Here is a 25436-nt window from a genome sequence, read left to right on the forward strand (position 1 = left end):
GGATTGAATTTATCCATGATCTGGTGACTTATCCATTCTTGAATCACCTTCACTTCGCGTAATGCAATAGTTTTATACTAGAATTTAGGTTGAAAATGGGAAATGGGTTGGTTATTTTGCAAGGAATGAAATGTAATCGTGCAAGAACTAGAGACTAGATTACAAGGGGGCTTAATCTTGCGTCGGATCAATTCCTAGATAGTGTCCCAGTTTCCGCCGGACCTCGCTGCGGGCAAAGGATGAAAGCATGAAAAATCGTCTTTGATAGCCGCGGCATATATACAAAACCTCTACGCCTTCATGATTTCGGATTTCGCTGTATATTTTAACCCCTAGTGTTTTCATTCGCGTCTTTGTCTCTGCTAATTGAACAGCTACACGCTGTTGTACTCCAGTCAGGCTACGAACATACAAATCAGGCATTTTTAGAGGGGAGGTATGTATAATACGAATGTCTCGTTCCAGCACATCCAGCACAAGAGTTAGAAGTACACAGATCTTGACTAGCCCTGCGTCTTCTTCAGAAGGCAAAGGAGCTTTATTCTTGTGGTTCAGTGTCTTTTGGCTTGGCATAAAAATCTCCTTTACTCCGAGTAAGAATACAATATATAATCATTATATAGAACGTGTGTTCTGTTTATACCTCATCATAGGTATTTTTCCAAGGCTAAAGCAATCCTCAATTATTGGAAAAGTGGTAGAGAGCGATACCCATGTGCCATTGTGTAAAGAATTCTTGAGTTTATCGCCAATGACAGTCAAACAGAGTTTATGTTAAGCTAATGGATAAAAACTTACATAAAAGAGGAGATCGTTCTGACTGCGGTCAGCCTCTACTATTTAACTTAAGAAAGTGGAGAAAGAAGGTATACATATTGTCACGTTCGTTATATGCAGCTTTATTATTGTTGAGCCTCATTTGGGGCGGTTCGTTTATGTTTATCAAGGTGTTGTTGCTACATCAAGTAGGACCGTGGACTATTGTATTTCTTAGATCCAGCTTTGGACTTATTTTTATCGTCTTATTAATGCTACTTATGCGCAGGCCGTTTAAAATTAAAAGCATTCCGTGGAAATCGGTTACTCTGGTAGCTTTGGTCAACATGGTTTTGCCATGGACATTGATCGGTTTTAGCGAGACCAAAATAGCTAGCAGCATGGCTTCTGTATTGAATGCCACCACGCCAATATGGACCATGTTGGTGGGGCTTGTTTTTTTCGGGGCTATTTTTCATCGGATGCAGTGGTTAGGAATGGGGCTCGCTTTTGTAGGAATTATTATTTTATTGGGTATTAATCCTGCATCTATTATTTCTGTTGACCCTGTGGGTTTTGGGTGTATGCTGCTTGCGACTCTCTGCTATGGATTTGGAACACAGCTCTCCAAACGTTTTCTCTCCAATCTTTCCATGTATCAGGCTACCTTTGCGACACTGTTTGGTGCGGCGGTAGGGGGTGGTATTATGATGGCAATTGTGGAGAGACCTGATTTGTCGATTGTTTCTGATCCAGGTGTATTGGGTTCCCTTATAGGGCTGGGAGTTTTAGGATCAGGAGTAGCATATATTTTGTTCAACTACATGATTTTGCGGGGGAGTGCGGAATTTGCTTCTTCGGTGACGTATTTTGTACCAGTAAGTGCCATCGTATGGGGCTTTTTGCTCCTGAATGAACATATCGGCTGGAACGTTCTGACCGGGCTGGTCCTTATACTTGGAGGGGTGTTTATGGCCAACCAGCGTAGAACCGCCAAATTAAGTGGATAATAATCTAAACAGAAATAAAATACGTTTTGGGCTATATTAAATGTACATTCGCCAAACCTTCGGTATAATACGTTAATTCGCACATACAATAAAGCATGCTCACACATAAAATAAAATATGGTGCAGCAAAAAAGCAAGCTGTTTAGCAGGTGACAAGGTGTGGTATAATAAATTATAGAATTATATGCACCACAGAAATGTCGGAGTTTTATTCCACAAAAGAAAGGATCAGGATACCATGTGTCCCCGAAGGATACTTCCCCAAAGGACGATTTGGAAACGATTTGATCTGTCTTATACTTAGCTTTTCCGCGGAGTAACGTCAAGTTGCGAAAGCCAACTCTGCGGAAGAGGGGATTGTACATGCGAAGGACCAAGTCCTCCAGGCACATCTTATCCGGTAGCTTCCGTAAGAGTGGGTTCATCCACATCAAACTTACGAGAAACCGAGGGAGCCTGTATGAGGAAAACTTACGAATCTATCGTGAACAATGGAGCATTGAGACAGATTGCTGTCATGCTGCTCGGAACATGCATTTTAGCTTTTACGTACTATCACATTAATGCTCAGAATCATTTGTCAGAAGGCGGATTTGCAGGCTTGGCCCTGCTGGGACATTACGCGTTTGGCATATCTCCAGCATGGAGTATGTTGCTGCTTGATATTCCCGTCATATTGCTGGCATGGGTACTGAAGGGCAGAAGATTTATGCTGCTTGCGTTAATCGGAGCCGTCGCTTTTTCACTGTTTTATGCAGGATTTGAGAAGTATTCGACTCTGGTTATAGATCTACATGGAAATCTGCTGATAGCTGCTCTACTTTGTGGGGTGCTTACAGGTTTGGGAGCCGGAATCGTACTGCGATTCGGTGGAGCAACCGGGGGCGATGATATCTTATCTCTGCTGATCAGTGAGTGGCGCGGGTGGAAAATCGGCAACGTGTTTATTGTCAGTGACATCATCGTATTGGGATTATCACTGTTGTATCTGCCTATGAAGGAAACAATGTTTACAATACTGGCTGTGTGGCTTGCCGGAAAAATAATTACATGGACGACCACGTTCCAACTGCACCGACCTGTGAAAAAGGTACTGCCAGCGGCTATTCCCGCTAAAAAGGTAGTTGCCAAAACAGTGCCGGTCGTCCACAGCCTTCGTCAATAAGGAAAGGGTGTTACGTCAGGAGAGAAATCTTCTTTCGTAACACCCTTTCGCTGTATTCAGCTTCTATCAGGAAGGTTTTAAAGTAGAATGGATGCGTCCATCCCGGTCATGAATAATTGCAGAAATCTGTTGGCGTTCTACAAAACTTTGAGCCTCATCAATCGCCTCATTTTTGTGTTTAAAGGTTGAAATGGGATGGTTGTGTCCCTCTTCTTTGATTGCCCAGCGATCCTCGTACGGCACCACATGAATGGGTTCCTTCTCATCGGAAGAAGCGGAATGATGGTCGTGTACATTTTCGCTTGAATGCTGTTTTTCATGTTTTTTAGGTTTCTCATCTTGCTCGGCTGGATGATTATCGTTCCATTCCTCGGCTTGGGAAGTGGCAATCGCAATCGAGCGTCCTTCTTCATAGCCGTCACGGAGTAGAGCGTTAGCAATATCAACGGCTTTTTCTCGCACCCGAGGTTCCAGGTTTTTCATGGATGGAGGGTAATCATGTTTGTTCCAAGGCATAGTTGCACACTCCTTATAGCGGATGATGTATTATGTATTACCCGTTGTCGGCTTAAACAAACGGAAATCAAAGAAATGAATATATTGTAAAATGTATCTTGAAAAAAAGCGTATAATGGTGTGCAGAATACGAGGAAAAGGAGTGAAGCATTTGCTTGCCTGGGGTTTTGTTTTTTTGCTGACTATCATCATTCATACTACAGATAGCTTGTCCTATGCTCTCCGGCTTGGTGGTTTGCGAGCGCGTCGGATTGGATTGGCGTTAACCGTTGCGGGAATGCTGCTGTTGGTTTCACGCACCTCTAACATGGCGCAGGGGCCTTTACTCGGAGGGATGGTCGATCAGGCTAAAGCTGCAGCACAAGTGGGCGGAACGGATATTAGACTGGAACTATATATGCATGCGGTACTGCTGGCAGCAACCGTTGGAACTATGCTTGCTATATTACTGTATCCAACAGTGGTACGCATGTCAGCCAGATGGATTGTGCATTTGGAACATACCGGATCTATTCCGGCTTTGGTGCGTCATTTAATGCTGCGAAGTCGCTGGAAACATGCAGGCTACTACATAAAACGCCCCACCTGGTCAATGCTTACTTCACTGATTAGCGGAGCGATACCCAAGCGTCTAATTATTCTGAATATAGCTGTTACTGCGATTTATACAACTGGAGTAGTATCTGCTTTATATGCATCATTCCTGTGGCCTGCTCAAGGTACAGCCATGTCAATGTCGTCAGGTCTAATCAATGGCGTCGCAACGGTATTACTGACCTTGTTAATTGATCCAAGATTGGCGGTTCTGTCGGAGAAAACGCTACGAGGGGAGCTACCCTTAACTCGGATGAACAGCATGTACGGTTGGATGATCATCTCGCGTTTGGCAGGTACTTTATTAGCTCAGCTATTGCTAGTACCGCTAGCCATTTGGCTTGGATGGGTAATGAGTTAAATTGCTAGCCTACGTAATGATATGCGGCCATATCCCAAAAAGGCTGGCCTGTGATCATCTATTAAAGATAGATCGCGGGACAGCCCCAATGATTCTATGGCTACTTACTTTTCAAATAATGACTTATATGCTCCGTATCCTTCACGCTCCAAATCTTCTTGAGGCACAAAGCGGAGCGCGGCAGAATTGATGCAATAACGCAAACCATCTGGACCTGGACCATCATCGAATACATGCCCTAAATGAGAGTCAGCTTCACGACTTCGCACCTCGGTACGGATCATAAAATGGCTGAGATCGGTTTTTTCTTTGACATTGTAGCTGCGCAGCGGACGGGTAAAGCTGGGCCAACCGCAACCTGCATCATATTTGTCCAATGAACTGAACAAGGGCTCTCCTGATACGATATCCACGTAAATGCCTTCACCCTCATGATCCCAAAACTCATTTTGAAAAGGGCGCTCGGTCGCGTTTTTTTGTGTTACTTCGTATTGAATAGGCGTCAGCCGATCTTTAAGATCGGATTTATCAATCTTGCCGGACCAATTTTGCTCGATAAAATCTTCACGTCCCGAACCTTTGCGGTAGCGTTTGTAATGAGCGGGGTTCTTCTTATGATAGTCCTGATGGTATTCTTCTGCTTCATAAAAAGTGGCCGCAGGCAGAATCGGTGTAGCAATCGGCTTGTCGAAGCGGCCACTTTGAGCCAAAGCTTCTTTAGAAGCTTCTGCCTTGATTCGCTGCTCTTCATTATGATAGAAAATAGCCGTTTGGTAGGATGAACCTCTATCGTGAAACTGTCCACCTTCATCCGTCGGATCAATCTGCTGCCAGAAGAGCTCCAACAGTTTTTCATACGGGAATACTTGTGGGTCAAATGTAATCTGTACGGCTTCCACATGTCCCGTTGTTTCAGAACACACCTCTTCATAGGTAGGATTTTCGGTATGTCCCCCTGTGTATCCAGATCTAACCTTCAAAATACCGGGTAATTCCTCAAAAGGGGAAACCATGCACCAGAAGCAGCCACCTGCAAAAGTTGCTTTTTCTACCGTGTGTGGATTGTTGGTGCTCATATTTGTCACTCCAATCTGAGAATGTTTAATTAGTTGTTATTTAAATAGCTTACAATTAAATTATATACGAGATTTTTGCAAAATCCAACGAAAGGTCAGAAACCAATCCGTAGTGTAAATGGCTATGTCCTAAAAATCGCAATGAAACTTCCTACAGAGACGGTGGCAAACTCATCGCATTATGTTCTGTTGTCGCGTTGAAGCCTTTTTCGGTAGAGTATAAAGGCGCCGCCCACCAGTGCAGTATATAGCACCAAAATGAGCAAACCGGTGATTGGGTGTTCTGCAAAGGTGCCGCCAGCATAAGCATACACCGCAATTGCGGGAAGCTTGCCAATAGCTGTACCTAGGATAAAGCTCCAGAACGGAAACCCTGCTACTCCAGCGTATACATTTACCGCTGCTTGGGGGATGACTGGAATCAGGCGAGCCAGCAGAACAGCAGCAAAAGGTTCCCTCTCCATGACTCGATTGAAGCGCTCCAATGCGGGAACCCGCTTCAAATAGGCACGTCCTTTATCACGGAATAGGGTACGTACTGCAGTGAAAACGACCAACGCAGCCAATGTAGTGCCAAGCCAGCAGATCAGAGCACCTTGCCAGGGGCCTGCGGCATAAGCAATGGAGGCGATAATCAGCTTGTAAGGCACAAACGGAATTAGCGCGAATAAAAATGCGAGTAGTAGCAGAACTGGAAAGGAGGTCTGCTTGTCCGCCCAGGCGAGCCAATCATATCTGTAGATAAACGCGATGCAAAGCAGCGAAACATAAGCCGCGACGAGTAGCCATTTTTTCATTTACATACCTCTTTCAATATCCCTGTTCGGCTTATCGCTTATACAGAAAAAAATAGGGTTCACATTCCCAATAATGTGTGCTATACTGCCACTAACAGAATAGTTCCCAAAGGGGAGTAGCTCAACGAGTAAAGTCGTCATTACGGGATTTTTAATCCCCGGCTTTATTGGCAACGTAATGTTGTAAGCGAGACCTTTGCCAGGATTTTAGGAATCCGGGTAAATGGTCTTTTTTTGATGCCAAATTTGGGTCAAGCGCCGTTTCCGGATTCCGTGAAATGGCGCTTTTTTAGTATAAAGCGCTGAACTATGTACAGTATAACAAATAAATAAAAAAGGTGGGAGAAACGTATGGATTTTTTGTCAATTGAGTTTTTAACCGCATTAGTATCCATCATTATCATTGATCTGGTGCTAGCTGGTGACAATGCGATCGTAATCGGTTTGGCGGCTCGCAATGTTGATAAGGCCAATCAAAAGAAGGTCATTATTTGGGGGACGGTCGGAGCGGTCATCATTCGGGTGATTGCTACAGTGCTGGTCACGTATTTATTGCAAATTTATGGATTGCGTTTGATTGGGGGACTCGCACTTATCTATATTGCCTATAAGCTGCTGGTCGAAGAGAAAAAACATGAAATTTCAGCTACGAATCAAATGTGGGCAGCGATCCGCACGATTATTATCGCGGATACGATGATGGGCCTCGACAATGTACTTGCTGTTGCGGGAGCAGCTCATGGAAACATGTTGCTCGTTATATTGGGTCTGGCAATCTCCGTTCCAATCATGGTGTGGGGAAGTACGATTATCTTGAAGCTGACTGAACGTTACCCAGTAGTTATTACGATCGGGGCTGCTGTACTGGCTTATACTGCCGCCAAAATGGTGGTGGCGGAACCGCTGATTGCACACTGGTTTATGAACGGGGTCGTTAAATACGGATTTGAGGTTCTGGTTGTGGTTCTGGTTGTAGCCATTGGGATGCGTGTTAAAAAAATTAAAAGTGAAAAAACAAGAAAGCAAGCGCAGCACGCCTAAACTAACTTACATTAAGTAAACTTAGCTGAAGTTGAACGTTCCTGCCATAGAGGCTGTTCCGTTAGGTCCAACTGGACCGGGAGCAGTCTCTTTTCTTTGCTTGTCAGCAGACTTCCATGTAAACTAGACAACAGATGAATGAGTGATTAGAGGTGGGAACGATATGGACAAGCAAACGAAGACAAGAGTAGCTATTGCAGGACTGGGTGGTATTGCTCGAAAAGTATACTTACCGTTACTGGCAGCACACCAAGGTGTAGATATTGTAGGTGTCATGAACCGTTCACAGGAGCCGGTGAGTTCCATTATGGAGCAATATAGGTTGCCAAGAGGAACGACAGATGTGAAGGAGCTGCTAGCATGGGAACCGGAAGCTGTATTTATACATGCCGCGACCGAAGCTCATTTTGATCTGGTTATGGCGTGTATTGAAAAAGGGATTGCCGTGTATGTGGATAAACCGTTGTCCTATGATGTTCGTCAGAATCTGGAAATGACCGCTTTTGCGGAAGCGCAGGCCGTGCTGCTGGCGGTGGGCTTTAATCGACGTTTTGCCCCGCATTATGTAGCTGCTAAAGCATGGTTAGAGGAAGCAGGTGGATTTAGTCAATGTGCGGCCATTAAACACCGTACTGGATATGACCGAAGACCGGCGGCACAGACGGTTTATGATGATTTAATTCACATGCTTGATTTGCTTTTGTGGCTGGGTGGCGATGATTATGAGCTGCTGCATAGTAGTCTGAATACGACGAGTGAAGGATATATGGAAGCTGCGTTCGGGACCGTACGTCTGGGGAATGCTACCGGAAGCTACAGTATGAGTAGACAGGCAGGAGCTGACATAGAGAAGCTGGAGCTTCACGGGGCAGGACGGTCTGTTGAAGTAACAAATATGGAACAGGCTGTTTTTATGCAAAAAAATCATTCACCACTAACGCAAGCTTTTGGAAGCTGGGATACGATTTTGGAAAGACGGGGATTCACCGGAGTCGTAAATCATTTTCTGGAGCATATTCATCGTCCAGAGGAGTGTGCTGTACGGGCTGGAAAAGTATTGGATAGCCATATGCTGGCTGACGAGCTGATCAGCCGTTTGAGTAATTAATATGGAACGTCCGAACGTGATCTTAACAGTCCAGACAGACATCAAGAATTAGGTTGAAGGAGAAATGAATGAATGGAAGAAGATAACCGTGGTAAGCAGCTAGAAGAAGCCATCATTGAAAACTATAAGCAAGAAGAAGATATGATGATCCTTGTGTTTGCGCAATGGTGTATCAATCATGGGTTGGAGCCAGAGGAACTATATAGTGAAGCATATCCGCATCAGGATAGCAACGAGCGTCTGCTACGAGTACGCAAGTTGACTGTATCGCGTGAAGAAGCGGGTGATATTCCGCTGGATACGGTATTAGGGGTACTGTCCATGTTCGGAAATGAGGACTTGGCAATGGTCGTATCTGAGGCGGCTGCGAGCCTTCCGTCGGAACGGAAATAAGACTAGCCAGAATAAAGAATATACTGTTATCATTTATGGCATCATGGACTCAACTATATTTACTTAAGACATTGTTGATGGGGAGGGTAAGCTTACGATGGAAGATATACCTGTGCCAAGTACCTGTAAAGGCTGTGAAAGAGATATCTCGATATCGGAAGAGCAAATTACCAGAATTCTAACCAACATGAGACCCAAAATGGAATGTGTAAATGATGAAGTGTACGAAGCCAGACTGCTGGCCTGCTCACAATGTGAAGAGTTAATGTCCGGGCATACATGTGGTATCAGCGGAAGTATTGTTCGTGTACGTGCTTTGGCGGCAGCTCAAAATTGTCCCAGTTACCATGGTTCACGCTGGATAGGTACAGCCTAAAAGCTACAATGCTCAGGCTCGGCTGAACCTGGATTACGGGTTAAAATAGTCATACCTTGGTCTGCCTTAATGGCAGGCTTTTTGGTTTGATTGGACCTTATCTTAACGATTGACAAAAAGTAGACAATAAAATATATTAAACACGTGAAATGTTTTTGTTTAATTATTAATATTTATATTAATGTTTACTAAAAGTAATGATGCGTAAAAATTATGATCGAAAGAAAATCGTTGTTATGAGTGATATTTAGGCCAAAATGAAAGCGCAAACATTTGTATGGGTGTTCCAACAATCTTAATATTTTTGGGGAGGGTTTGTTGTGAAGGGTTCTATTGTTGTTAATACCGATTGGAAACAAGGCATTATTAATAAAAACATTTATGGACAATTTGCTGAGCATCTTGGACGTTGCATTTATGAAGGCATATGGGTTGGAGAGGACTCACCGATTCCGAACACAAACGGAATTCGTAATGATGTGGTGGAAGCCCTGAAAAAGCTGAACATTCCTGTGCTGCGCTGGCCGGGAGGCTGTTTTGCTGATGAATATCATTGGAAAGATGGTATCGGGCCAAAAGAAAACCGTAAGAGAATGGTAAATACGCATTGGGGCGGTGTGGTTGAAAATAATCATTTTGGCACACATGAGTTTTTTCAATTGTGCGAACTGTTAGATGCAGAGCCTTATATTTGTGGAAATGTCGGCAGTGGTACAGTTCAGGAAATGTCGGAGTGGGTAGAGTACATGACCTTCGATGGAGAGTCCCCTATGGCTGCATGGCGTCAGGAAAACGGTCGTGAGAAACCATGGAAGCTCAAATATTTTGGAGTGGGTAACGAAAACTGGGGTTGTGGCGGTAACATGCGCCCAGAATATTATGCCGACCTGTATCGCCGATATCAGACATATGTCCGTAACTATGGCGAGAACCGCATTTATCGGATTGCAGGTGGGGCGAATGTGGATGATTATCGTTGGACCGAAGTGTTGATGCGTGAAGCTGGGCATCTTATGGACGGTTTGAGCCTGCATAACTATACGATCCCGGGAAACTGGGAAGGGAAACGGCAAGCAGTCGGTTTTGATGAAGCGGAATGGTTCGAGACGATGAAAAAATCATTGCATATGGATGAATTGATTACTCGTCATTCAGCCATTATGGACCAATATGATCCTGACAAAAGGGTCGGACTGATCGTCGATGAATGGGGAACCTGGTTCCTGACTGAACCGGGAACCAATCCAGGCTTCCTGTATCAGCAAAATACGATGCGCGATGCACTGGTAGCTGGGCTGCACCTACACATTTTCCATAATCACCATGACCGAATACAGATGACGAATATTGCTCAAATGGTTAATGTATTGCAAGCCATGGTTCTGACTGAAGGCCCTGCTATGCTGTTGACGCCGACATACCATGTATTTGAAATGTTTAAGGTGCATCAGGATGCGCAAGCACTGGCTGTTCATGTAAAGGTAGGCGATTATGAATATGACGGAGATTCCATCCCACAAGTTAGCGTGTCCGCCTCCAAGGCGCAGGACGACAATATTCATATTAGCTTTTGCAACGTCCATCCGGGCGAGTCGGGAAACTTGAATTTGGAGCTAAGAGGACTGGAAGAAATTAAAAAGATCAGCGGTGTTGTCCTTGCCAGCGACGATATGCAGGCACATAATACGTTTGATCAGCCAGAGCGTGTGAAAAAGGAAGCTTTCACATCCTATCAGCTGCAAGGTCAGCATTTGGATGTTACACTGCCACCAATGTCGGTAGTGATGCTGACAATTGTTCCGTAAAAAAAACGGTCGTGGTATGTAAGCAGTATTCACTATTATTGGTTATGAACAAAGAGAGCGTTCAGGTGAACGCTCTCTTTGTCCTACAATTGCTCACGGTGAATCACCCTGAATTCTTTGGGCGACATACCGAAGCGGGAACGAAATACACGGTGAAAATACGTGTAATTTGCAAATCCTGACGATTCGGCGGCTTGTTCCAGTGACATGGGACTGAAAATGATTCGTTCTCTCGCCATGTTAAGCCTGATGTCCAGCGTGTACTGCATAATGCTCGTATCGAATGTTTCCTTAAACAGATGTACTGCTCGGGATACGCTGATACCGACGTGTGAAGACACGTCATCCAGTTTGAAGTTAGAGGATGCGTTTTCTTCAATATAATTTTTAATCTGATACGCAAGATAGTTATGATGAGTAGCGATAGGATGATCGGATAGCATACGGTCAAACTCCAAACATAAAATGCGTATGTAATAACTTGATATTTCCGGGTAAGGATTAGAAATACGTCGTTGCTCCATCACAAGCTGACGAAATAGGCCAAGCAGGGCTTCTGTGAGCTGAACCTTAATTCTGTTGGGTCGTTTATGATGGTTCCACCACTCATCTACCCAGGAACCACCGAAAAAAATGTGATAATCTCCACTTTCCACGACCTGCTCTCCCATGGGGTTCAACTCACTATGAATATCCAGTTCATAAGGCTCGGTAGGATTGAATAGCAGTAGGTCACCCGCCTCAATCCGTGTCATTTCCCCGTTAATGCGGGCCTGGCAGCGTCCATCTGTTTGCAAACGGAATAAATAATTTTTGATCCCATCAGGCTGGTTCGAATAAAAGGGCTTTCGATGGAAGGAATAGCCTGCGGTAAGAACCTGACAAGGCTCGACGATAGACATGATGATGACTCCTTTGGGCATATGGCTGTTTCAAATATTGACCAGATTGTTCATGTTTTAATCATATTATTCATTTTAAACGAAACAGAAATAGAATACTATGTGAACTGTAAAGCTTACATGTTAGATGAGAAAGTACATGTTGGAGGCCAAGGAGTGTGACGACGTGGAACGAATGAAGGCCGGAATTATCGGATGCGGTACTATTAGCTCGGTATATCTTGAAAATCTCCAAAAGAGCCCACTTATTGAAGTGGTGGCCGTCGCTGATTGACTGGATGAGAGGGCCAAGGAGAGGGCCGATGAATTCAACATTGAAAACGTATACAAAGTGGATGAATTGCTTCGTCAGCCTGAGATTCAGCTTGTATTTAATCTGACCGTGCCTGGCAGCCATGCACGGTCAGATGTGGCGATACTAGAGGCAGGCAAGCATGTGTACAGTGAAAAGCCTTTGGCGCATTGAAATTCACGGACCATCGTGCCAATGCTGAACTGGCCTACCATGTGCTAGAAGCCATGCATGCTTTTCAGCGCTCATCATTGGAAGGCAATCACATTACGGTGGAAAGCACGTTCAAACCGGATGAGGATTTGTATTATGGAACAGATATAATGGAAAATTCATCTTAATTAAAGAGGTGAAGGGGAATGGCTAAAGTAGGATTGCAATTGTACACAGTAAGGGAAGAGCTTGAACAGGATTTTGAAGGTACGTTGCGCAAGGTAGCTGAGCTTGGCTATAAAGGGGTAGAATTTCATACCTTTTTCGGACGCAATGCCAAGGATGTCAGAGCGCTTTTGGATGAGCTGAATCTGGAAGTTGTGGGAACTCATATACAATATTCTCGTTTGCTGAATCATTTGGATGAGGAGATTGCATACCACAAAGAATTGGGAAATAAATACCTAATCGTTCCTTATTTAACCGAAGAACAGCGACAGTGGGATGAACTTTTTGCTAATTTGGATCGTATTGGTGAAAAAGTGAAAGAACAGGGCTTGATACTGGCTTATCATAATCATGATTTTGAATTGACAGAAAAAATCAATGATCGCCCGGTATTCGATGCTTTATATGATGCGGTTTCCGATGATTTGTTACAGGTCGAAATGGATACTTGTTGGGTATACTATGGGGGCTATGATCCAGTGGAATACATCGGACGTTATAATGGACGCCTGCCTATCATTCACTTAAAGGATATGGCACGTGACGAGCAACAAAAAGCAGTAACTGTAGAGCTTGGCAAAGGCGAAGTGCAGCTTCAGGCCATTACAGACGCCGCTATTCAGGCAGGTGTGGATTGGATCGTCGTAGAACAGGATTTCTGCTCAAACCCTCCAATCGAAAGCATTGAAACCAGTATTAAATGGCTCCAACAATACGCAGCTCAGGGAGGAAATATTTATGTCTAAAACACTCAAAATCGGGATTATTGGTTGTGGAGGGATTGCCAACGGCAAACACTTGCCGAGTCTTGCCAAGCAGAAGCGTGCAGAAATCGTTGCATTCTGTGACATCATTCAGGAGCGCGCTGAAGAGGCAGCAGAAAAGTTTGGAGTTGAAGGCTCGCAAGTTTATAGCGATTACCGTAAGCTGTTAGAAAATAAAGACATTGAAGTCGTACATGTATGTACACCCAACGACTCGCACTCGGAAATTACCGTAGCGGCGCTTGAGGCAGGTAAGCATGTGCTGTGTGAAAAACCGATGGCTAAAACTGCAGAGCAGGCACGGGAAATGCTCGATGCGGCCAACCGTACAGGTAAGAAGCTGTCTATTGCGTATCAAAACCGTTATCGTGATGATAGTTTGTATCTGAAGCAATTGGTCGAACAAGGAGAGCTTGGAGACATTTATCTGGGCAAAGCCATTGCTCTACGCCGTCGCGCAGTTCCGACCTGGGGAGTATTCTTGGATGAAGAGAAGCAGGGCGGTGGCCCCCTTATTGATATTGGCACGCATGCACTCGACCTGACACTCTGGCTGATGGATAATTACAAGCCTAAAAGCGTACTAGGTTCAACCTTCCATAAGCTAGGGGATCGTAAAGATGCAGCAAATGCCTTTGGACCTTGGAATCCTGAGGAATTTAAGGTAGAGGACTCAGCTTTTGGTTTTATTACGATGCAAAATGGAGCTACGATTGTACTAGAGTCCAGCTGGGCATTGAACGTTGTAGAGTTTGGCGAAGCGAAGACGCTGTTATGCGGTACCGAAGGCGGAGCCGATATGCAGGATGGATTGCGCATTAACGGGGAAAAGAACAGCCGCTTGTTTGATACGAAAATAGATCTGGATGCAGGCGGTGTTGCCTTTTACTCTGGAGAAACGGAAAATGAAGCAGACCGCGAAGCCCGTCTGTGGATAGAATCTATTCTGGACGACAAAGAACCTCTTGTGAAGCCGGAACAGGCACTGGTTGTTACTGAAATTTTGGAAGCTATCTATGAATCGGCTCGTACGGGGAAAGCTGTCTATTTTGACTAAGCCCGTAATTATCCCGAATAGACCATCATTATAATGAAAGCAGCTTTTTTCACATATGATACAGGGAGGGATTTCTTTTGAAACTTGGAGTATTTATGGTGTTGTTTGGCGGACGTTCGCTTGAGGAGGCGCTGGATTATGTGGCTTCTCAAGGATTGGATGCTGTAGAAATCGGTACAGGCGGCAACCCTGGGGATAAGCATTGTAAGCCGGATGAGTTGCTGGAAAACGATACAGCGCTCAAAAATTTCAAAAAGGCAGTAGAGTCCCGCGGACTAACGATTAGTGCGCTTAGCTGTCACGGCAATCCTCTCCATCCGCAAAAGCATTTGGCCCAGGCTGATCATGATACGTTTCTTAAAACCGTTCGATTGGCAGAAAAGCTGGAAGTTCCAGTTGTGAACACTTTCTCTGGCTGTCCGGGTGATCATGAGGATGCGAAATATCCAAACTGGCCTGTAGCTCCGTGGCCTAATGATTTTCAGGAAGTGTTGAAGTGGCAATGGGAGAATAAAATTATTCCTTACTGGACCGAGACGGGGAAATTTGCAGCAGATCATCATGTTAAAATTGGGCTGGAGCTACACGGGGGCTTCTCCGTTCATACACCAGCGACCTTGCTTCGTTTGCGTGAAGCTGCGGGAGAGGTCATTGGTGCTAATCTGGATCCGAGCCATATGTGGTGGCAGGGAATTGACCCAGTGCAGGCGGTTCAAATTTTGGGCCGAGAGGGAGCCATTCACCATTTTCATGCCAAGGATACGACGATTGATCCGATCAATGTAAATAAATATGGACTTACCGATATGCAGGAATATACGAAAATGCTAGATCGTGCTTGGCAGTTCCGAACTGTGGGCTATGGGCATGATGTAAAAACCTGGGCAGATATTATCAGTGCTCTGCGTCTGGTGGGATACGATTATGTAGTGAGTATTGAGCATGAAGATGGTCTGATGTCCGTGGAGGAAGGCTTTACTAAGGCCGTCCACAATCTTCGCCAGGTACTGATTGAAGAACCGCTGAGCGAGATGTGGTGGGTCTAACCTAATAGGGGGAAATGTTGATGATTAACGTCACCATTTGGAATGAATTTTTGAACGAAAAGTTGAATGATGAAGCCAAACAGATATATCCTGACGGGATACACAAAGCGTTGGCTGACGGCCTGGCAGGAGAGGGATTTGCCATTCGAACAGCTACTCTGCGTGATGATGCCGAGCATGGTTTGGGAGAAGATATTCTGAATTCCACAGATGTGCTGCTGTGGTGGGGGCATAAAGCCCACGATCAGGTGAGCGATGAAGTTACGGCGCGTGTTGTCAAGCGAGTGCAGGAAGGAATGGGGTTGATCGTGCTGCACTCAGGCCATTTTTCCAAGCCATTCAAAGCCCTAATGGGCACTAGCTGTGACCTGAAATGGAGGGTGGCAGGTGAACAGGAGATTATTTGGTCGGTGAATCCGTCACATCCCATTGCAGAAGGCATAGATGCCAAAATTTTGTTGAAGCAGGAAGAGATGTATGGCGAGTTCTTTGATATTCCTACGCCGGATGAACTGGTATTTGTTAGTAACTTTGAAGGCGGCGAAGTATTTAGAACCGGATGTACCTTCCGCCGAGGTAGCGGCAAGATATTCTATTTCCGCCCAGGTCATGAGACCTATCCGACTTATTACCAGCCTGATATTTTGAAAGTTATCGCCAACAGCATTCGTTGGACTTCTCCGACAAGTATTAACAAACCAATATATGGTAGAAGTGAACCTCTAAGGCCTCTCGGTGGAGTGTTGGTATAATGACAATCATCACATATGGATGAGTTGTATAATGAACAGATTGATAGGCGGAACCTCTTGGGATTCCGCTTTTTTGTATTTAACGATTTAGACATATACCTGCTGTGTTGGTTTGTTGTATAATCAGTTTTGGTCATGGCAACTTTATCAGCGTAGGTATTTAATTTAAGAAGAAAGTGTTTTCTTTCGGGATAAAGTATGCTAAAATGATATATACTAACAAAAGGAAAGCTTTATCAAACCGAAATGCAAAAGAAGGTGAAAAATTTGGAAAGTCAACCGCAATGTACAAAAATGTGTCCGCGTTTTGAAACCGCCTTTTCATGTTTGGGCAAGCGTTGGAATGGATTAATTATTCAATCCATGATGAGCGGTCCTAAGCGGTTTAAGGATATTTCCAATCTGATTCCCACAATGAGTGACAAAATGTTATCAGAGCGGATGAAAGATTTGGAAAATGAAGGAATTCTTACACGTCATGTATATCCGGAAACTCCTGTCCGCATTGAATACGAGCTAACAACCAAAGGCCGTGCACTTCAGCCGGTTATGGAACAGATTCAATTTTGGGCTGAGGAATGGATTAGATGAGCACCAAACTAAATAAGCGTTTCTCATAGCAAAACAGCCTTTTCCTAGGAAAAAGGCTGTTTTTTTATTTTGTGTATAGGACTACTTATCCATATCACAGAAATGATGTGCATAGGTAGCACGGTTTAATAGCCTTTGACGCGCCCTGCAACTGAGAATAATGCTGCTGTTGCACGGCGGGGCACACGGGTTTGAATATCCAGCGCGGCCGAACGGAATGTACCCAGACAGGAATGGCAAAGTCTTCCTGCATAAATAGGGGAACGGCAGGACTCACAAGGATAATCAAGCTGACTGTATGTGGAGGGAAACTTGCCTGCTCTTACCCAGTCTATGAGTAATTCTATAGGTGTGCCGGTTACATCACTGAGCTGGCGGGTATGAGTAGAAGGATGCTTCCATAGATAGTTAGAACAGCGGTCTAAGAATATATTTTCTTCCTGAATACAAGTACTACACAGGTTTCTAAGGTTCTGACGAAAAACGGAACCACATTTTGGGCAATTAGAAGTATGTATCTCCATAGAAACCAGTCCTTTGTATCGAAGTGTAGTGAAATTTTAAAATTTATTAGTTACATATTACTATGACCTTATACCTATATCAATCTTTATTTATGGAATCACTGATCTAAGTGTATGTTGGAGTCTGTGTTGACATAACTCTGTTACTTATGTACTATTACTTACATAAAGTTACTTAATGAATAAAATAAATTATTGATGACAAGGGGATATTTATATGATGCCATCTTTATTTTTGGCCCACGGCTCACCGATGCTTGCTATTGAACAGACGGACTATACTTCATTTTTAGAGCAACTGGGAAAAAGCATTCGTCCTAAAGCGGTTGTTATCTTTACTGCTCATTGGGAAGCGCAAACGTTGACGATCAGTTCGATGGATGACGTGTACGATACCATTTATGATTTTGGTGGTTTCCCACCGGAACTGTACGCGGTGAAATATCCAGCACATGGCTCTGTCGAACTGGCAAATAAGCTGAGAAAATTATATGAACAAAAGGGTATTGACGTACAAAGTGATCGGGTGAGGGGACTGGATCATGGATCCTGGACATTGTTGCATCGTATGTATCCTGAGGCAGACATTCCGGTAGTTCAGATCTCTGTAAATCCATATCTCTCGCCCAAAGCACAATATGTCATTGGTGAAGTGCTACGTGGACTGGGAGAACAGGATATTCTGGTCATTGGCAGTGGCGTGACTGTTCATAATCTGCGTATCGTCAAATGGGGGGAAACGAAAACAGAACCTTGGGCTATAGATTTTGATAATTGGATTATTGAAAAAGTGCAAAGTAGAGATATAGAGGCTTTGGATCACTATGAAAGTGAAGCACCGTATGCTCGTCAGGCCGTACCAAGAGCAGAGCACTTTGTACCGTTGTTTATTGCGATGGGGAGTGGAAATCCTGCAAACAAAGCCAAGGTCATCCATAGAAGCTATGAGATGGGGAATTTAAGTTATCTATGCTTACAGTTTTAAAAAGTGTGTTGCCAGAAGAAGGACTATTGTTAAAATGCTTCGCTACTGCTCCTGTATAAGTAGGGAAGTGGAAATAAATTAGGGAGTGTTATAAGCTATAATGGCTTATAACACTCCCTTTTACATAAATAACGATTTATTATATCCGGCAAATCTCACGAGGGCACAATTCACAATGACATACGCCTTGCAGCATTTCCAAATCCTTGACAACAATCATGCCGTTATCGTATTCTACTGCATTTTTCTTACGTAGATCACTAAGCATCCGGTTTACGCTTTCCCGAGTCGCACCGATCATATTAGATAAGTCAGTATGAGTAATTTTCTTATGAATCAGGATATGTTCGCCATGAGGCTCACCATAGGTATTGCATAAACGGATGAGTGTTGAACATAAAGCACCTGGCTTGCCGTACATCATCAAATCGCGGAACTTAGTCTGAGTAATGCGGTGATGCGAACCCATCCATTTCATAAAGTCAATCGCAAAATCACAATGCTGGCAAATAAGCAGCTCCAGATCTGTATGATCGATTACGCCAATATCACTGTCTTCCAGAACCTCAGCAGAAAAGGAATGCTTAGTACCGAAAAATGGATCGGCTTGACCAACAAGATCGCCGCTTTGATACATATATAGAATAAGTTCCTTACCTTCATCCGTTGTTTTGGTTACTTTCACGCGTCCGCGCTTAATATAAAACAGCTTATCCGCTGTATCTCCTTCCCAGAACAGATGCGAGCTTTCAGGCATAACTCGATCTTTCATCATCACTTGCAACCGGTTGAAGCTGGCCTCCGAGAAGCAACAGGTGTTGCCGCGGGCTTCCATTACATTTGTAGGGTTTCTCATCGTCCATTTCCCCTTTGTATCCTATGTTTTTTATCTGCAACTTGATCAATTCAAATTCATTATATACCTGCGCAATGCGTTTTTGGGGCAAGAAGAGGGGGTAAAAGTGGCAGAATTCCAAACTTTGTGATTTAATTCACTTCATAAAATAAAATTTTAAATAGATTGTGAAAAAAATCACAATATATCTTGAAAAGCTGTGTTACGATCAGTGCGTGAACAAGAGATAGTACACGAGATAACAGGAGGATGAGGGAAATGGCTGTTAAAAACGAGGTTATCCAAAAAGAGCAAAGCGCAGAGCAGTATATTCAAACGCTGATTGACCGGGGGAACCGGGCACAGCAAGCTTTCATGAGTATGAATCAGGAACAGATTGACGAAATCGTACAAGCTATGGCACTCGCAGGGATGGATAAACACATGTACCTGGCGAAGATGGCTGTTGAAGAAACAGGACGCGGTGTGTACGAGGACAAAATCACCAAAAACATGTTTGCAACAGAATATGTCTATCATAGTATCAAAAATGAAAAAACCGTCGGTGTCATTGAGGACAATGATTTTGACAGTTTTCAAAAGATAGCAGAGCCAGTCGGAATTATCATGGGGATCACTCCAGTGACAAACCCGACTTCGACTACGATGTTCAAAGCGTTGATTGCCATTAAAACACGTAACCCAATCATTTTCGGTTTCCATCCATCTGCTCAATCGTGTAGTGCGGAAGCAGCCCGCGTCTTGCTCGAAGCAGCTGTTAAACATGGTGCTCCAGCTGATTGTATTCAATGGATTGAAGCACCTTCGATGGATAAGACCAATGTACTGATGAACCACCCTGATGTGGCGCTGATTTTGGCAACTGGTGGATCAGGCATGGTTAAGGCGGCATATAGCTGCGGTAAACCTGCTCTGGGTGTAGGCCCAGGTAACGTGCCTTGCTTTATTGAAAAAACAGCAGACATCAAGCAGGCTGTGAACGATCTCATCCTCTCTAAATCTTTCGACAACGGTATGATTTGTGCTTCCGAGCAAGCGGTTATTATCGAAGAGCCAATCTTCGAACAAGTGAAAAAATTGATGATCGCTAACGGCTGCTATTTTGTAAATAAAGAAGAAGCAGCTAAGCTCACTCAAGGAGCTATGAATGTCGAGAAATGTGCAGTGAACCCAGCTATCGTCGGGCAGTCTGCTGTGAAAATTGCTGAAATGAGTGGTATCACAGTACCAGCAGGAACTAAAATTTTGGTCGCTGAGATTGAAGGGGTAGGAACAAAATTCCCATTGTCTGCGGAAAAATTGAGTCCTGTATTGGCTTGCTATAAAGTAAAAAATGCAGAACAAGGTATTCAACGCGCTGCTGAAGTCGTGGAATTCGGGGGCATGGGCCACTCGTCCGCTATTCATTCGAACGATGAGGACGTTATCGCTCGCTTCGCAAACCGTCTGCAAACAGGACGTATCATTGTAAATGCACCTTCCACACATGGTGCGATTGGCGACATTTACAACACCAACCTTCCTTCGTTGACACTCGGTTGCGGTTCGTACGGTCGTAACTCGACTTCGTCAAACGTATCGGCAGTCAATTTGATTAATGTGAAAAGGGTGGCGAAACGGACGGTGAATATGCAATGGTTCAAAGTACCTTCCAAAATCTATTTTGAGAAAAATTCGACACAGTATCTTGCTAAAATGCCTGATATCACACGTGTAGCCATTATCACGGACCCTATGATGGTACAACTGGGATATGTAGATCGTGTTATTCATTATCTGCATCAACGCCAAACACCAGTAGCTATCGAAGTGTTCTCTGAAGTAGAGCCAGATCCATCGACAGTTACGGTAGAACGTGGTACTGAAATGATGAGACGTTTCCAACCGGATTGCATCATCGCACTGGGCGGCGGTTCGCCAATGGATGCGGCTAAAGGCATGTGGATGTTCTATGAATATCCAGATACTGATTTCAATAACTTAAAACAAAAATTCATGGATATCCGTAAACGGATTTACAAGTATCCACGTTTGGGTCAAAAAGCACAATTTGTAGCTATCCCTACAACCTCGGGTACAGGTTCCGAAGTTACATCGTTCGCAGTAATTACGGACAAAAACCTGGGCAACACGAAGTACCCGCTGGCTGACTATGAGTTGACTCCTGATGTGGCAATTATTGACCCAGTGTTTGTATATTCGCTGCCTAAAACAGCTGTAGCGGACACAGGTATGGACGTTCTGACACATGCTATCGAGGCTTACGTGTCCGTAATGGCTAATGACTACACAGACGGTCTGGCGATTAAAGCCATTCAATTGGTATTCCAATACCTGGAACAATCAGCTCTGACCGGTGATAAGCTGGCTCGTGAAAAAATGCATAATGCTTCCACACTTGCTGGTATGGCGTTTGCTAATGCATTCTTGGGCATTAACCACAGTCTTGCACATAAATGGGGTGGACAATACCATACAGCGCATGGCCGCACGAATGCCATTTTGATGCCGCACGTCATTCGCTATAATGCGAAAAAACCGACAAAATTTGCTTCATTCCCTAAATATTCGCACTTTGTTGCGGATGAGCGTTATGCAGAAATTGCGCGCATACTGGGACTGCCTGCACGTACCACCGAAGAAGGGGTTAACAGCTTGATCGAAGCGATCCGTAAGATGAACAAAACACTTGGTATCGAGGAATCGTTCCAACAAATCGGTTTCGATGCGAAGGATTTCGAATCACGTGTAGACTATCTGGCTGACCGCGCTTTTGAAGATCAATGTACAACTGCGAATCCGAAGTTGCCGCTGGTTACTGAGTTGGCTGATGTGTATCGCAATGCCTTCTACGGACGTTTTGACCAATAATATAATAGGTACGAAGAGGCTTGTGAAAAAGCATTTTCTCGTTCAATACCGATGCAGGCTCTCTATATAGAGGGCCTGTTGGTTTGGGAAGGGAGGTGAACGGCAAGGCTAAGGATATAGGCGTGAAGCTAGGGAAAATAAAGTGATAAAAATCACTCATATTGTGATTTTTATCACATACTACACTCTATCATTATTCTACAATAAGGGTGTAAGAGAGGTCCCGACACTGAGCGTAAGGCATCGGTGAACAGGCCGGGCTCAAGAAATAGCTTTATCGTGAAAAAAATCACAAGTCCGGAAGACCAAAAGAATTTGGAGGGATTTACATGTCGGTGATTGAGAGAGAATTACAAGAGCAACAATCTGGCTGGAGAGGTTTTAAAAAAGGCAAATGGACTAAAGAAGTTAACGTCAACGATTTTATTGAAACTAATATCTTACCTTATGTTGGCAATGAAGAATTTTTGGTTGGTCCTACCGCCAACACAACTGCATTGTGGGATATTGTATCCGATCTTACCAAAAAAGAGTTGGCAAACGGCGGCGTGCTTGATGTAGACGTGAATACGCCATCCACTATTATTTCACATAAACCGGGTTATCTAGACCGGGATAAAGAGCAAATTGTCGGTGTACAAACAGATGCTCCATTCAAACGCTCTTTGCAGCCGTTTGGTGGAATTCGGATGATGATCGACGCTTGTAAAGCCTATGGTTTTGAAGTACCAGAAAGTATCATTGATATTTTCACTCATATTCGTAAAACTCACAACCAAGGTGTATTTGACGCTTATACAGATGAAATGAGAGCAGCCCGTAAAGCTGGTATCATTACTGGTCTGCCAGATGCATACGGTCGTGGTCGTATTATCGGTGACTATCGTCGTGTAGCTTTGTATGGTGCAGACTTCTTGATCCAAGATAAAAAGCTGCAACTGAAAAGCCTTGAAGTTGATTCCATGGAAGAAGACGTAATTCGTCTGCGTGAGGAAATTTCCGAACAAATTCGTGCTTTGAATGAACTGAAACAAATGGCTGCTGAGCACGGTTTTGATATTTCAAAACCTGCTAACAATGCGAAAGAAGCTTTCCAATGGGTATATTTTGGATATCTTGCAGCAATCAAAGAACAAAATGGTGCAGCAATGTCCTTAGGACGCGTATCTTCCTTCCTTGATATTTACTCTCAACGTGATATGGAAGAGGGTACAATGACAGAAGAACAAGCTCAAGAACTGGTCGATCATTTTGTTATGAAATTGCGTATTGTTAAGTTCTTGCGCACACCTGACTATAATGAACTGTTCAGTGGAGATCCAACTTGGGTTACTGAGTCCATTGGTGGTATGTCCGTAACTGGAGAAACTCGGGTAACTAAAAACAGCTTCCGTTTCCTGCACACCCTCTACAATCTGGGACCTGCACCGGAGCCGAACCTGACTGTACTGTGGTCGGAAAAATTGCCTGAAGGCTTCAAAAAGTATTGTGCGAAAGTTTCTATTGAAACTAGCTCCATTCAGTACGAAAATGACGATCTGATGCGTCCAATTTATGGAGACGATTATGGTATTGCTTGTTGTGTATCGGCAATGAAAATCGGTAAGCAAATGCAATTCTTTGGTGCTCGTGCCAACTTGGCTAAAGCTCTGCTGTATGCAATTAACGGTGGTAAAGATGAAAAATCTGGCGTCCAAGTAGGGCCTGAATTCCCAGCCATTACAGGTGAAGTTCTAGATTATGAAGAAGTGTTGAGCCGCTTCAAACCTATGATGGAATGGTTGGCAAAACTGTACATGAACACTTTGAATGTTATTCACTACATGCATGATAAATATAGCTACGAACGCATTGAAATGGCATTGCATGATCGTGATATTCTCCGTACCATGGCTTGTGGTATTGCGGGTCTGTCAGTTGCTACCGACTCCTTGAGTGCCATTAAATTTGCAAAAGTTAAACCAATCCGTAACGAAAAAGGGATTGCTGTTGACTTTGAAATTGAAGGCGAATACCCTTGCTACGGTAACAACGATGACCGTGTAGATAACATCGCTGTGGAACTGGTAGAAAGCTTCATGAGCATGATTCGCAAGCATAAAGCTTATCGTAATGCGGTTCCTACTCAATCTGTACTGACTATTACTTCCAACGTGGTGTACGGTAAGAAAACAGGTACAACACCGGATGGACGTAAAGCAGGCGAACCGTTTGCACCAGGGGCAAACCCAATGCACGGCCGTGATAAAAAAGGTGCTTTGGCATCTCTGAGTTCCGTAGCCAAATTGCCTTATGAACACAGTCTGGATGGTATCTCGAACACCTTCTCCATCGTGCCTAAAGCACTGGGTAAAGAAGAAGAAACACGCAAAACAAACCTTGTTTCGATGATGGATGGCTACTTTGGAAGCCACGCACATCATCTGAATGTCAATGTGTTTGCTCGCGAACAACTGTTGGATGCAATGGAGCACCCAGAAAACTATCCACAGCTTACGATTCGTGTTTCCGGCTATGCCGTTAACTTTATCAAGCTGACTCGTGAACAACAATTGGATGTTATTAACCGTACTTTCCACGGTACAATGTAAATAAGTATTACAATGACGCACGCATAGCGGATGCGGGAAGGATGATGCAACATGTTGAAAGGTCACATACACTCATTGGAAACCTTCGGGACCGTCGATGGTCCCGGCATCCGCTTCGTGCTCTTTATGCAAGGATGCTTGTTGAAATGTCAATATTGCCATAACCCGGACACTTGGGCCTTGAATGAAGGTAATCCGATGACGTTGGAGGAGGTATTGGCTGAGATTGAGCCGTATTTAGCCTATTACCGTTCTTCAGGAGGCGGATTGACCGTATCCGGTGGAGAACCGACGCTGCAAGCTCATTTTGTCGCAGAGCTGTTCAAAGAAGTGAAACGTCGGTGGAATTTGCACACGACACTGGACAGTAACGGATTTAATGACGCGGGCCGTATCCATGAACTGCTGGACGTAACAGACTTGGTGCTACTGGATATTAAGCATATTGACAATGACAAGCATATTAAGCTTACAGGCAAGTCTAACGACCGTATGCTGAGTACGGCTCGCTGGTTGTCTGAGCAAGGGCGCAAAATGTGGATTAGACACGTATTTGTACCGGGTATTCATGATGACGAGCAAGATTTATTGAATTTGGGACGGTTTATCGGAACGTTGAACGGAGTCGAGAAATTCGAAATTTTACCTTACCATCAAATGGGTGTTTACAAATGGGAAATGCTTGGTAAGGAGTATCCGTTGGAGGGAGTTCCATCTCCTACAGATGAAGAAGTTCAACGTGCATACCGACTCATTGAAGAGGGTCGTCTGGAGACTGCAGGAAAGAATGCTGTCTGTCGTCCATCATAATGTAAATGGCTCAAAA

24 protein-coding genes and 1 pseudogene are annotated in these 25436 nt (G+C 44.1%); 19 read left to right on the forward strand and 6 right to left on the reverse strand.

Features of this window, described 5'->3' with window-relative positions:
- Nucleotides 1-171 precede the first annotated feature (171 nt).
- A complete protein-coding gene (locus NLX73_RS03315; RefSeq protein WP_250239353.1) occupies nucleotides 172-573 on the reverse strand; it encodes a YhjD family protein in 402 nt (133 codons plus the stop codon).
- Between the two features lie 302 nt (nucleotides 574-875).
- On the opposite strand from NLX73_RS03315, the gene NLX73_RS03320 reads away from it, so the two are divergent.
- Together NLX73_RS03320 and NLX73_RS03325 are read left to right on the forward strand one after the other, a co-directional pair.
- Nucleotides 876-1766 carry a DMT family transporter gene (locus NLX73_RS03320; protein WP_061829040.1) on the forward strand — a complete coding sequence of 297 codons (891 nt, stop codon included), beginning with the start codon at nucleotides 876-878 and terminating at the stop codon, nucleotides 1764-1766.
- Nucleotides 1767-2226: 460 nt separating this feature from the next.
- Nucleotides 2227-2931 carry a YitT family protein gene (locus NLX73_RS03325; RefSeq protein ID WP_013310869.1) on the forward strand — a complete coding sequence of 235 codons (705 nt, stop codon included), beginning with the start codon at nucleotides 2227-2229 and terminating at the stop codon, nucleotides 2929-2931.
- 66 nt (nucleotides 2932-2997) lie between these two features.
- Here the strand turns inward: NLX73_RS03325 and NLX73_RS03330 are convergent, their stop codons facing one another.
- Nucleotides 2998-3447 carry a DUF2188 domain-containing protein gene (locus tag NLX73_RS03330; protein ID WP_254325356.1) on the reverse strand — a complete coding sequence of 150 codons (450 nt, stop codon included), beginning with the start codon at nucleotides 3445-3447 and terminating at the stop codon, nucleotides 2998-3000.
- A 151-nt stretch (nucleotides 3448-3598) separates the two neighbouring features.
- Here NLX73_RS03330 and NLX73_RS03335 point away from each other — a divergent pair, with 151 nt between their 5' ends.
- On the forward strand, nucleotides 3599-4402 hold the full coding sequence (locus tag NLX73_RS03335) for a lipid II flippase Amj family protein (protein ID WP_302055295.1): 804 nt from the start codon (nucleotides 3599-3601) through the stop codon (nucleotides 4400-4402).
- A 104-nt stretch (nucleotides 4403-4506) separates the two neighbouring features.
- Here NLX73_RS03335 and msrA read toward each other — a convergent pair whose 3' ends face one another.
- A complete protein-coding gene (gene msrA / locus NLX73_RS03340) occupies nucleotides 4507-5478 on the reverse strand; it encodes a peptide-methionine (S)-S-oxide reductase MsrA (RefSeq protein WP_254325358.1) in 972 nt (323 codons plus the stop codon).
- A 179-nt stretch (nucleotides 5479-5657) separates the two neighbouring features.
- Nucleotides 5658-6275, reverse strand: a complete 618-nt coding sequence (locus NLX73_RS03345) for a TVP38/TMEM64 family protein (protein WP_254325359.1) — start codon at nucleotides 6273-6275, stop codon at nucleotides 5658-5660.
- A gap of 351 nt (nucleotides 6276-6626) precedes the next feature.
- Between NLX73_RS03345 and NLX73_RS03350 the strand changes: the two genes are divergently transcribed.
- The 5 genes from NLX73_RS03350 to NLX73_RS03370 all read left to right on the forward strand — a co-directional run bounded on the left by NLX73_RS03350 (nucleotide 6627) and on the right by NLX73_RS03370 (nucleotide 10998).
- Complete coding sequence (locus NLX73_RS03350; protein ID WP_025722249.1) at nucleotides 6627-7316, forward strand: TerC family protein; 690 nt, start codon at nucleotides 6627-6629, stop codon at nucleotides 7314-7316.
- Between the two features lie 163 nt (nucleotides 7317-7479).
- Entirely contained in the window at nucleotides 7480-8424 is a 945-nt protein-coding gene (locus NLX73_RS03355) for a Gfo/Idh/MocA family protein (RefSeq protein ID WP_254325360.1), read from the forward strand.
- Nucleotides 8425-8496: 72 nt separating this feature from the next.
- Complete coding sequence (locus NLX73_RS03360; RefSeq protein WP_061829046.1) at nucleotides 8497-8817, forward strand: hypothetical protein; 321 nt, start codon at nucleotides 8497-8499, stop codon at nucleotides 8815-8817.
- A gap of 97 nt (nucleotides 8818-8914) precedes the next feature.
- Entirely contained in the window at nucleotides 8915-9193 is a 279-nt protein-coding gene (locus tag NLX73_RS03365) for a DUF6171 family protein (protein ID WP_029517224.1), read from the forward strand.
- A gap of 320 nt (nucleotides 9194-9513) precedes the next feature.
- Nucleotides 9514-10998, forward strand: coding sequence for an alpha-N-arabinofuranosidase (locus NLX73_RS03370; RefSeq protein ID WP_254325361.1), 1485 nt, complete (start codon nucleotides 9514-9516; stop codon nucleotides 10996-10998).
- Between the two features lie 83 nt (nucleotides 10999-11081).
- Here NLX73_RS03370 and NLX73_RS03375 read toward each other — a convergent pair whose 3' ends face one another.
- The gene (locus tag NLX73_RS03375) at nucleotides 11082-11900 is read right to left on the reverse strand and encodes an AraC family transcriptional regulator (protein WP_061829048.1); all 819 of its coding nucleotides are present in this window, start codon (nucleotides 11898-11900) and stop codon (nucleotides 11082-11084) included.
- Between the two features lie 166 nt (nucleotides 11901-12066).
- On the opposite strand from NLX73_RS03375, the pseudogene NLX73_RS25200 reads away from it, so the two are divergent.
- From NLX73_RS25200 to NLX73_RS03415, 8 genes and pseudogenes are all read left to right on the forward strand, one after another.
- Nucleotides 12067-12360: pseudogene (locus tag NLX73_RS25200) on the forward strand (Gfo/Idh/MocA family protein); the annotation flags it as partial.
- Nucleotides 12361-12362: 2 nt separating this feature from the next.
- Nucleotides 12363-12533 (forward strand): hypothetical protein, encoded by a 171-nt coding sequence (locus NLX73_RS03385; RefSeq protein WP_231109404.1) that lies wholly within the window; start codon nucleotides 12363-12365, stop codon nucleotides 12531-12533.
- Between the two features lie 18 nt (nucleotides 12534-12551).
- Nucleotides 12552-13319 (forward strand): sugar phosphate isomerase/epimerase family protein, encoded by a 768-nt coding sequence (locus NLX73_RS03390; RefSeq protein WP_254325363.1) that lies wholly within the window; start codon nucleotides 12552-12554, stop codon nucleotides 13317-13319.
- Nucleotides 13312-14394: a Gfo/Idh/MocA family protein gene (locus tag NLX73_RS03395; RefSeq protein WP_061829050.1), complete on the forward strand. Its 1083-nt coding sequence runs from the start codon at nucleotides 13312-13314 to the stop codon at nucleotides 14392-14394. The genes NLX73_RS03390 and NLX73_RS03395 overlap by 8 nt, the downstream gene beginning before the upstream one ends.
- Before the next feature lie 77 nt (nucleotides 14395-14471).
- On the forward strand, nucleotides 14472-15440 hold the full coding sequence (locus NLX73_RS03400; protein ID WP_061829051.1) for a sugar phosphate isomerase/epimerase family protein: 969 nt from the start codon (nucleotides 14472-14474) through the stop codon (nucleotides 15438-15440).
- 20 nt (nucleotides 15441-15460) lie between these two features.
- Nucleotides 15461-16192 (forward strand): ThuA domain-containing protein, encoded by a 732-nt coding sequence (locus tag NLX73_RS03405; protein WP_061829052.1) that lies wholly within the window; start codon nucleotides 15461-15463, stop codon nucleotides 16190-16192.
- Between the two features lie 246 nt (nucleotides 16193-16438).
- Nucleotides 16439-16783, forward strand: a complete 345-nt coding sequence (locus NLX73_RS03410) for a winged helix-turn-helix transcriptional regulator (RefSeq protein ID WP_034095058.1) — start codon at nucleotides 16439-16441, stop codon at nucleotides 16781-16783.
- Nucleotides 16784-17524: 741 nt separating this feature from the next.
- Nucleotides 17525-18292, forward strand: coding sequence for a DODA-type extradiol aromatic ring-opening family dioxygenase (locus tag NLX73_RS03415; protein ID WP_061829053.1), 768 nt, complete (start codon nucleotides 17525-17527; stop codon nucleotides 18290-18292).
- Between the two features lie 139 nt (nucleotides 18293-18431).
- On the opposite strand, the gene NLX73_RS03420 is transcribed toward NLX73_RS03415, so the two are convergent.
- Nucleotides 18432-19148, reverse strand: coding sequence for a Crp/Fnr family transcriptional regulator (locus tag NLX73_RS03420; protein ID WP_013310849.1), 717 nt, complete (start codon nucleotides 19146-19148; stop codon nucleotides 18432-18434).
- A gap of 258 nt (nucleotides 19149-19406) precedes the next feature.
- Between NLX73_RS03420 and adhE the strand changes: the two genes are divergently transcribed.
- From adhE to pflA, 3 genes are all read left to right on the forward strand, one after another.
- Nucleotides 19407-22019, forward strand: coding sequence for a bifunctional acetaldehyde-CoA/alcohol dehydrogenase (gene adhE, locus NLX73_RS03425; RefSeq protein ID WP_254325364.1), 2613 nt, complete (start codon nucleotides 19407-19409; stop codon nucleotides 22017-22019).
- Nucleotides 22020-22348: 329 nt separating this feature from the next.
- Complete coding sequence (pflB, locus tag NLX73_RS03430; RefSeq protein WP_103048672.1) at nucleotides 22349-24610, forward strand: formate C-acetyltransferase; 2262 nt, start codon at nucleotides 22349-22351, stop codon at nucleotides 24608-24610.
- A gap of 51 nt (nucleotides 24611-24661) precedes the next feature.
- On the forward strand, nucleotides 24662-25420 hold the full coding sequence (gene pflA / locus NLX73_RS03435) for a pyruvate formate-lyase-activating protein (RefSeq protein ID WP_013310845.1): 759 nt from the start codon (nucleotides 24662-24664) through the stop codon (nucleotides 25418-25420).
- Nucleotides 25421-25436: the final 16 nt, after the last annotated feature.

The sequence above is a fragment of the Paenibacillus sp. CH40 genome, assembly GCF_024213605.1.
Classification (GTDB): Bacteria; Bacillota; Bacilli; order Paenibacillales; family Paenibacillaceae; genus Paenibacillus; species Paenibacillus polymyxa_B.

What these genes read in the sequence shown, in the direction of transcription:
- adhE (WP_254325364.1), top strand. Translation starts at nt 19,407, where the DNA reads ATGGCTGTTAAAAACGAGGTTATCCAAAAAGAGCAAAGCGCAGAGCAG.
- NLX73_RS03325 (WP_013310869.1), top strand. Translation starts at nt 2,227, where the DNA reads ATGAGGAAAACTTACGAATCTATCGTGAACAATGGAGCATTGAGACAG.
- NLX73_RS03405 (WP_061829052.1), top strand. Translation starts at nt 15,461, where the DNA reads ATGATTAACGTCACCATTTGGAATGAATTTTTGAACGAAAAGTTGAAT.
- NLX73_RS03375 (WP_061829048.1), bottom strand. Translation starts at nt 11,900, where the DNA reads ATGTCTATCGTCGAGCCTTGTCAGGTTCTTACCGCAGGCTATTCCTTC.
- NLX73_RS03415 (WP_061829053.1), top strand. Translation starts at nt 17,525, where the DNA reads ATGATGCCATCTTTATTTTTGGCCCACGGCTCACCGATGCTTGCTATT.
- NLX73_RS03365 (WP_029517224.1), top strand. Translation starts at nt 8,915, where the DNA reads ATGGAAGATATACCTGTGCCAAGTACCTGTAAAGGCTGTGAAAGAGAT.
- NLX73_RS03355 (WP_254325360.1), top strand. Translation starts at nt 7,480, where the DNA reads ATGGACAAGCAAACGAAGACAAGAGTAGCTATTGCAGGACTGGGTGGT.
- NLX73_RS03410 (WP_034095058.1), top strand. Translation starts at nt 16,439, where the DNA reads ATGCAAAAGAAGGTGAAAAATTTGGAAAGTCAACCGCAATGTACAAAA.
- NLX73_RS03360 (WP_061829046.1), top strand. Translation starts at nt 8,497, where the DNA reads ATGGAAGAAGATAACCGTGGTAAGCAGCTAGAAGAAGCCATCATTGAA.
- NLX73_RS03315 (WP_250239353.1), bottom strand. Translation starts at nt 573, where the DNA reads ATGCCAAGCCAAAAGACACTGAACCACAAGAATAAAGCTCCTTTGCCT.
- NLX73_RS03390 (WP_254325363.1), top strand. Translation starts at nt 12,552, where the DNA reads ATGGCTAAAGTAGGATTGCAATTGTACACAGTAAGGGAAGAGCTTGAA.
- msrA (WP_254325358.1), bottom strand. Translation starts at nt 5,478, where the DNA reads ATGAGCACCAACAATCCACACACGGTAGAAAAAGCAACTTTTGCAGGT.
- NLX73_RS03330 (WP_254325356.1), bottom strand. Translation starts at nt 3,447, where the DNA reads ATGCCTTGGAACAAACATGATTACCCTCCATCCATGAAAAACCTGGAA.
- pflB (WP_103048672.1), top strand. Translation starts at nt 22,349, where the DNA reads ATGTCGGTGATTGAGAGAGAATTACAAGAGCAACAATCTGGCTGGAGA.
- NLX73_RS03395 (WP_061829050.1), top strand. Translation starts at nt 13,312, where the DNA reads ATGTCTAAAACACTCAAAATCGGGATTATTGGTTGTGGAGGGATTGCC.
- NLX73_RS03420 (WP_013310849.1), bottom strand. Translation starts at nt 19,148, where the DNA reads ATGAGAAACCCTACAAATGTAATGGAAGCCCGCGGCAACACCTGTTGC.
- NLX73_RS03345 (WP_254325359.1), bottom strand. Translation starts at nt 6,275, where the DNA reads ATGAAAAAATGGCTACTCGTCGCGGCTTATGTTTCGCTGCTTTGCATC.
- pflA (WP_013310845.1), top strand. Translation starts at nt 24,662, where the DNA reads ATGTTGAAAGGTCACATACACTCATTGGAAACCTTCGGGACCGTCGAT.
- NLX73_RS03350 (WP_025722249.1), top strand. Translation starts at nt 6,627, where the DNA reads ATGGATTTTTTGTCAATTGAGTTTTTAACCGCATTAGTATCCATCATT.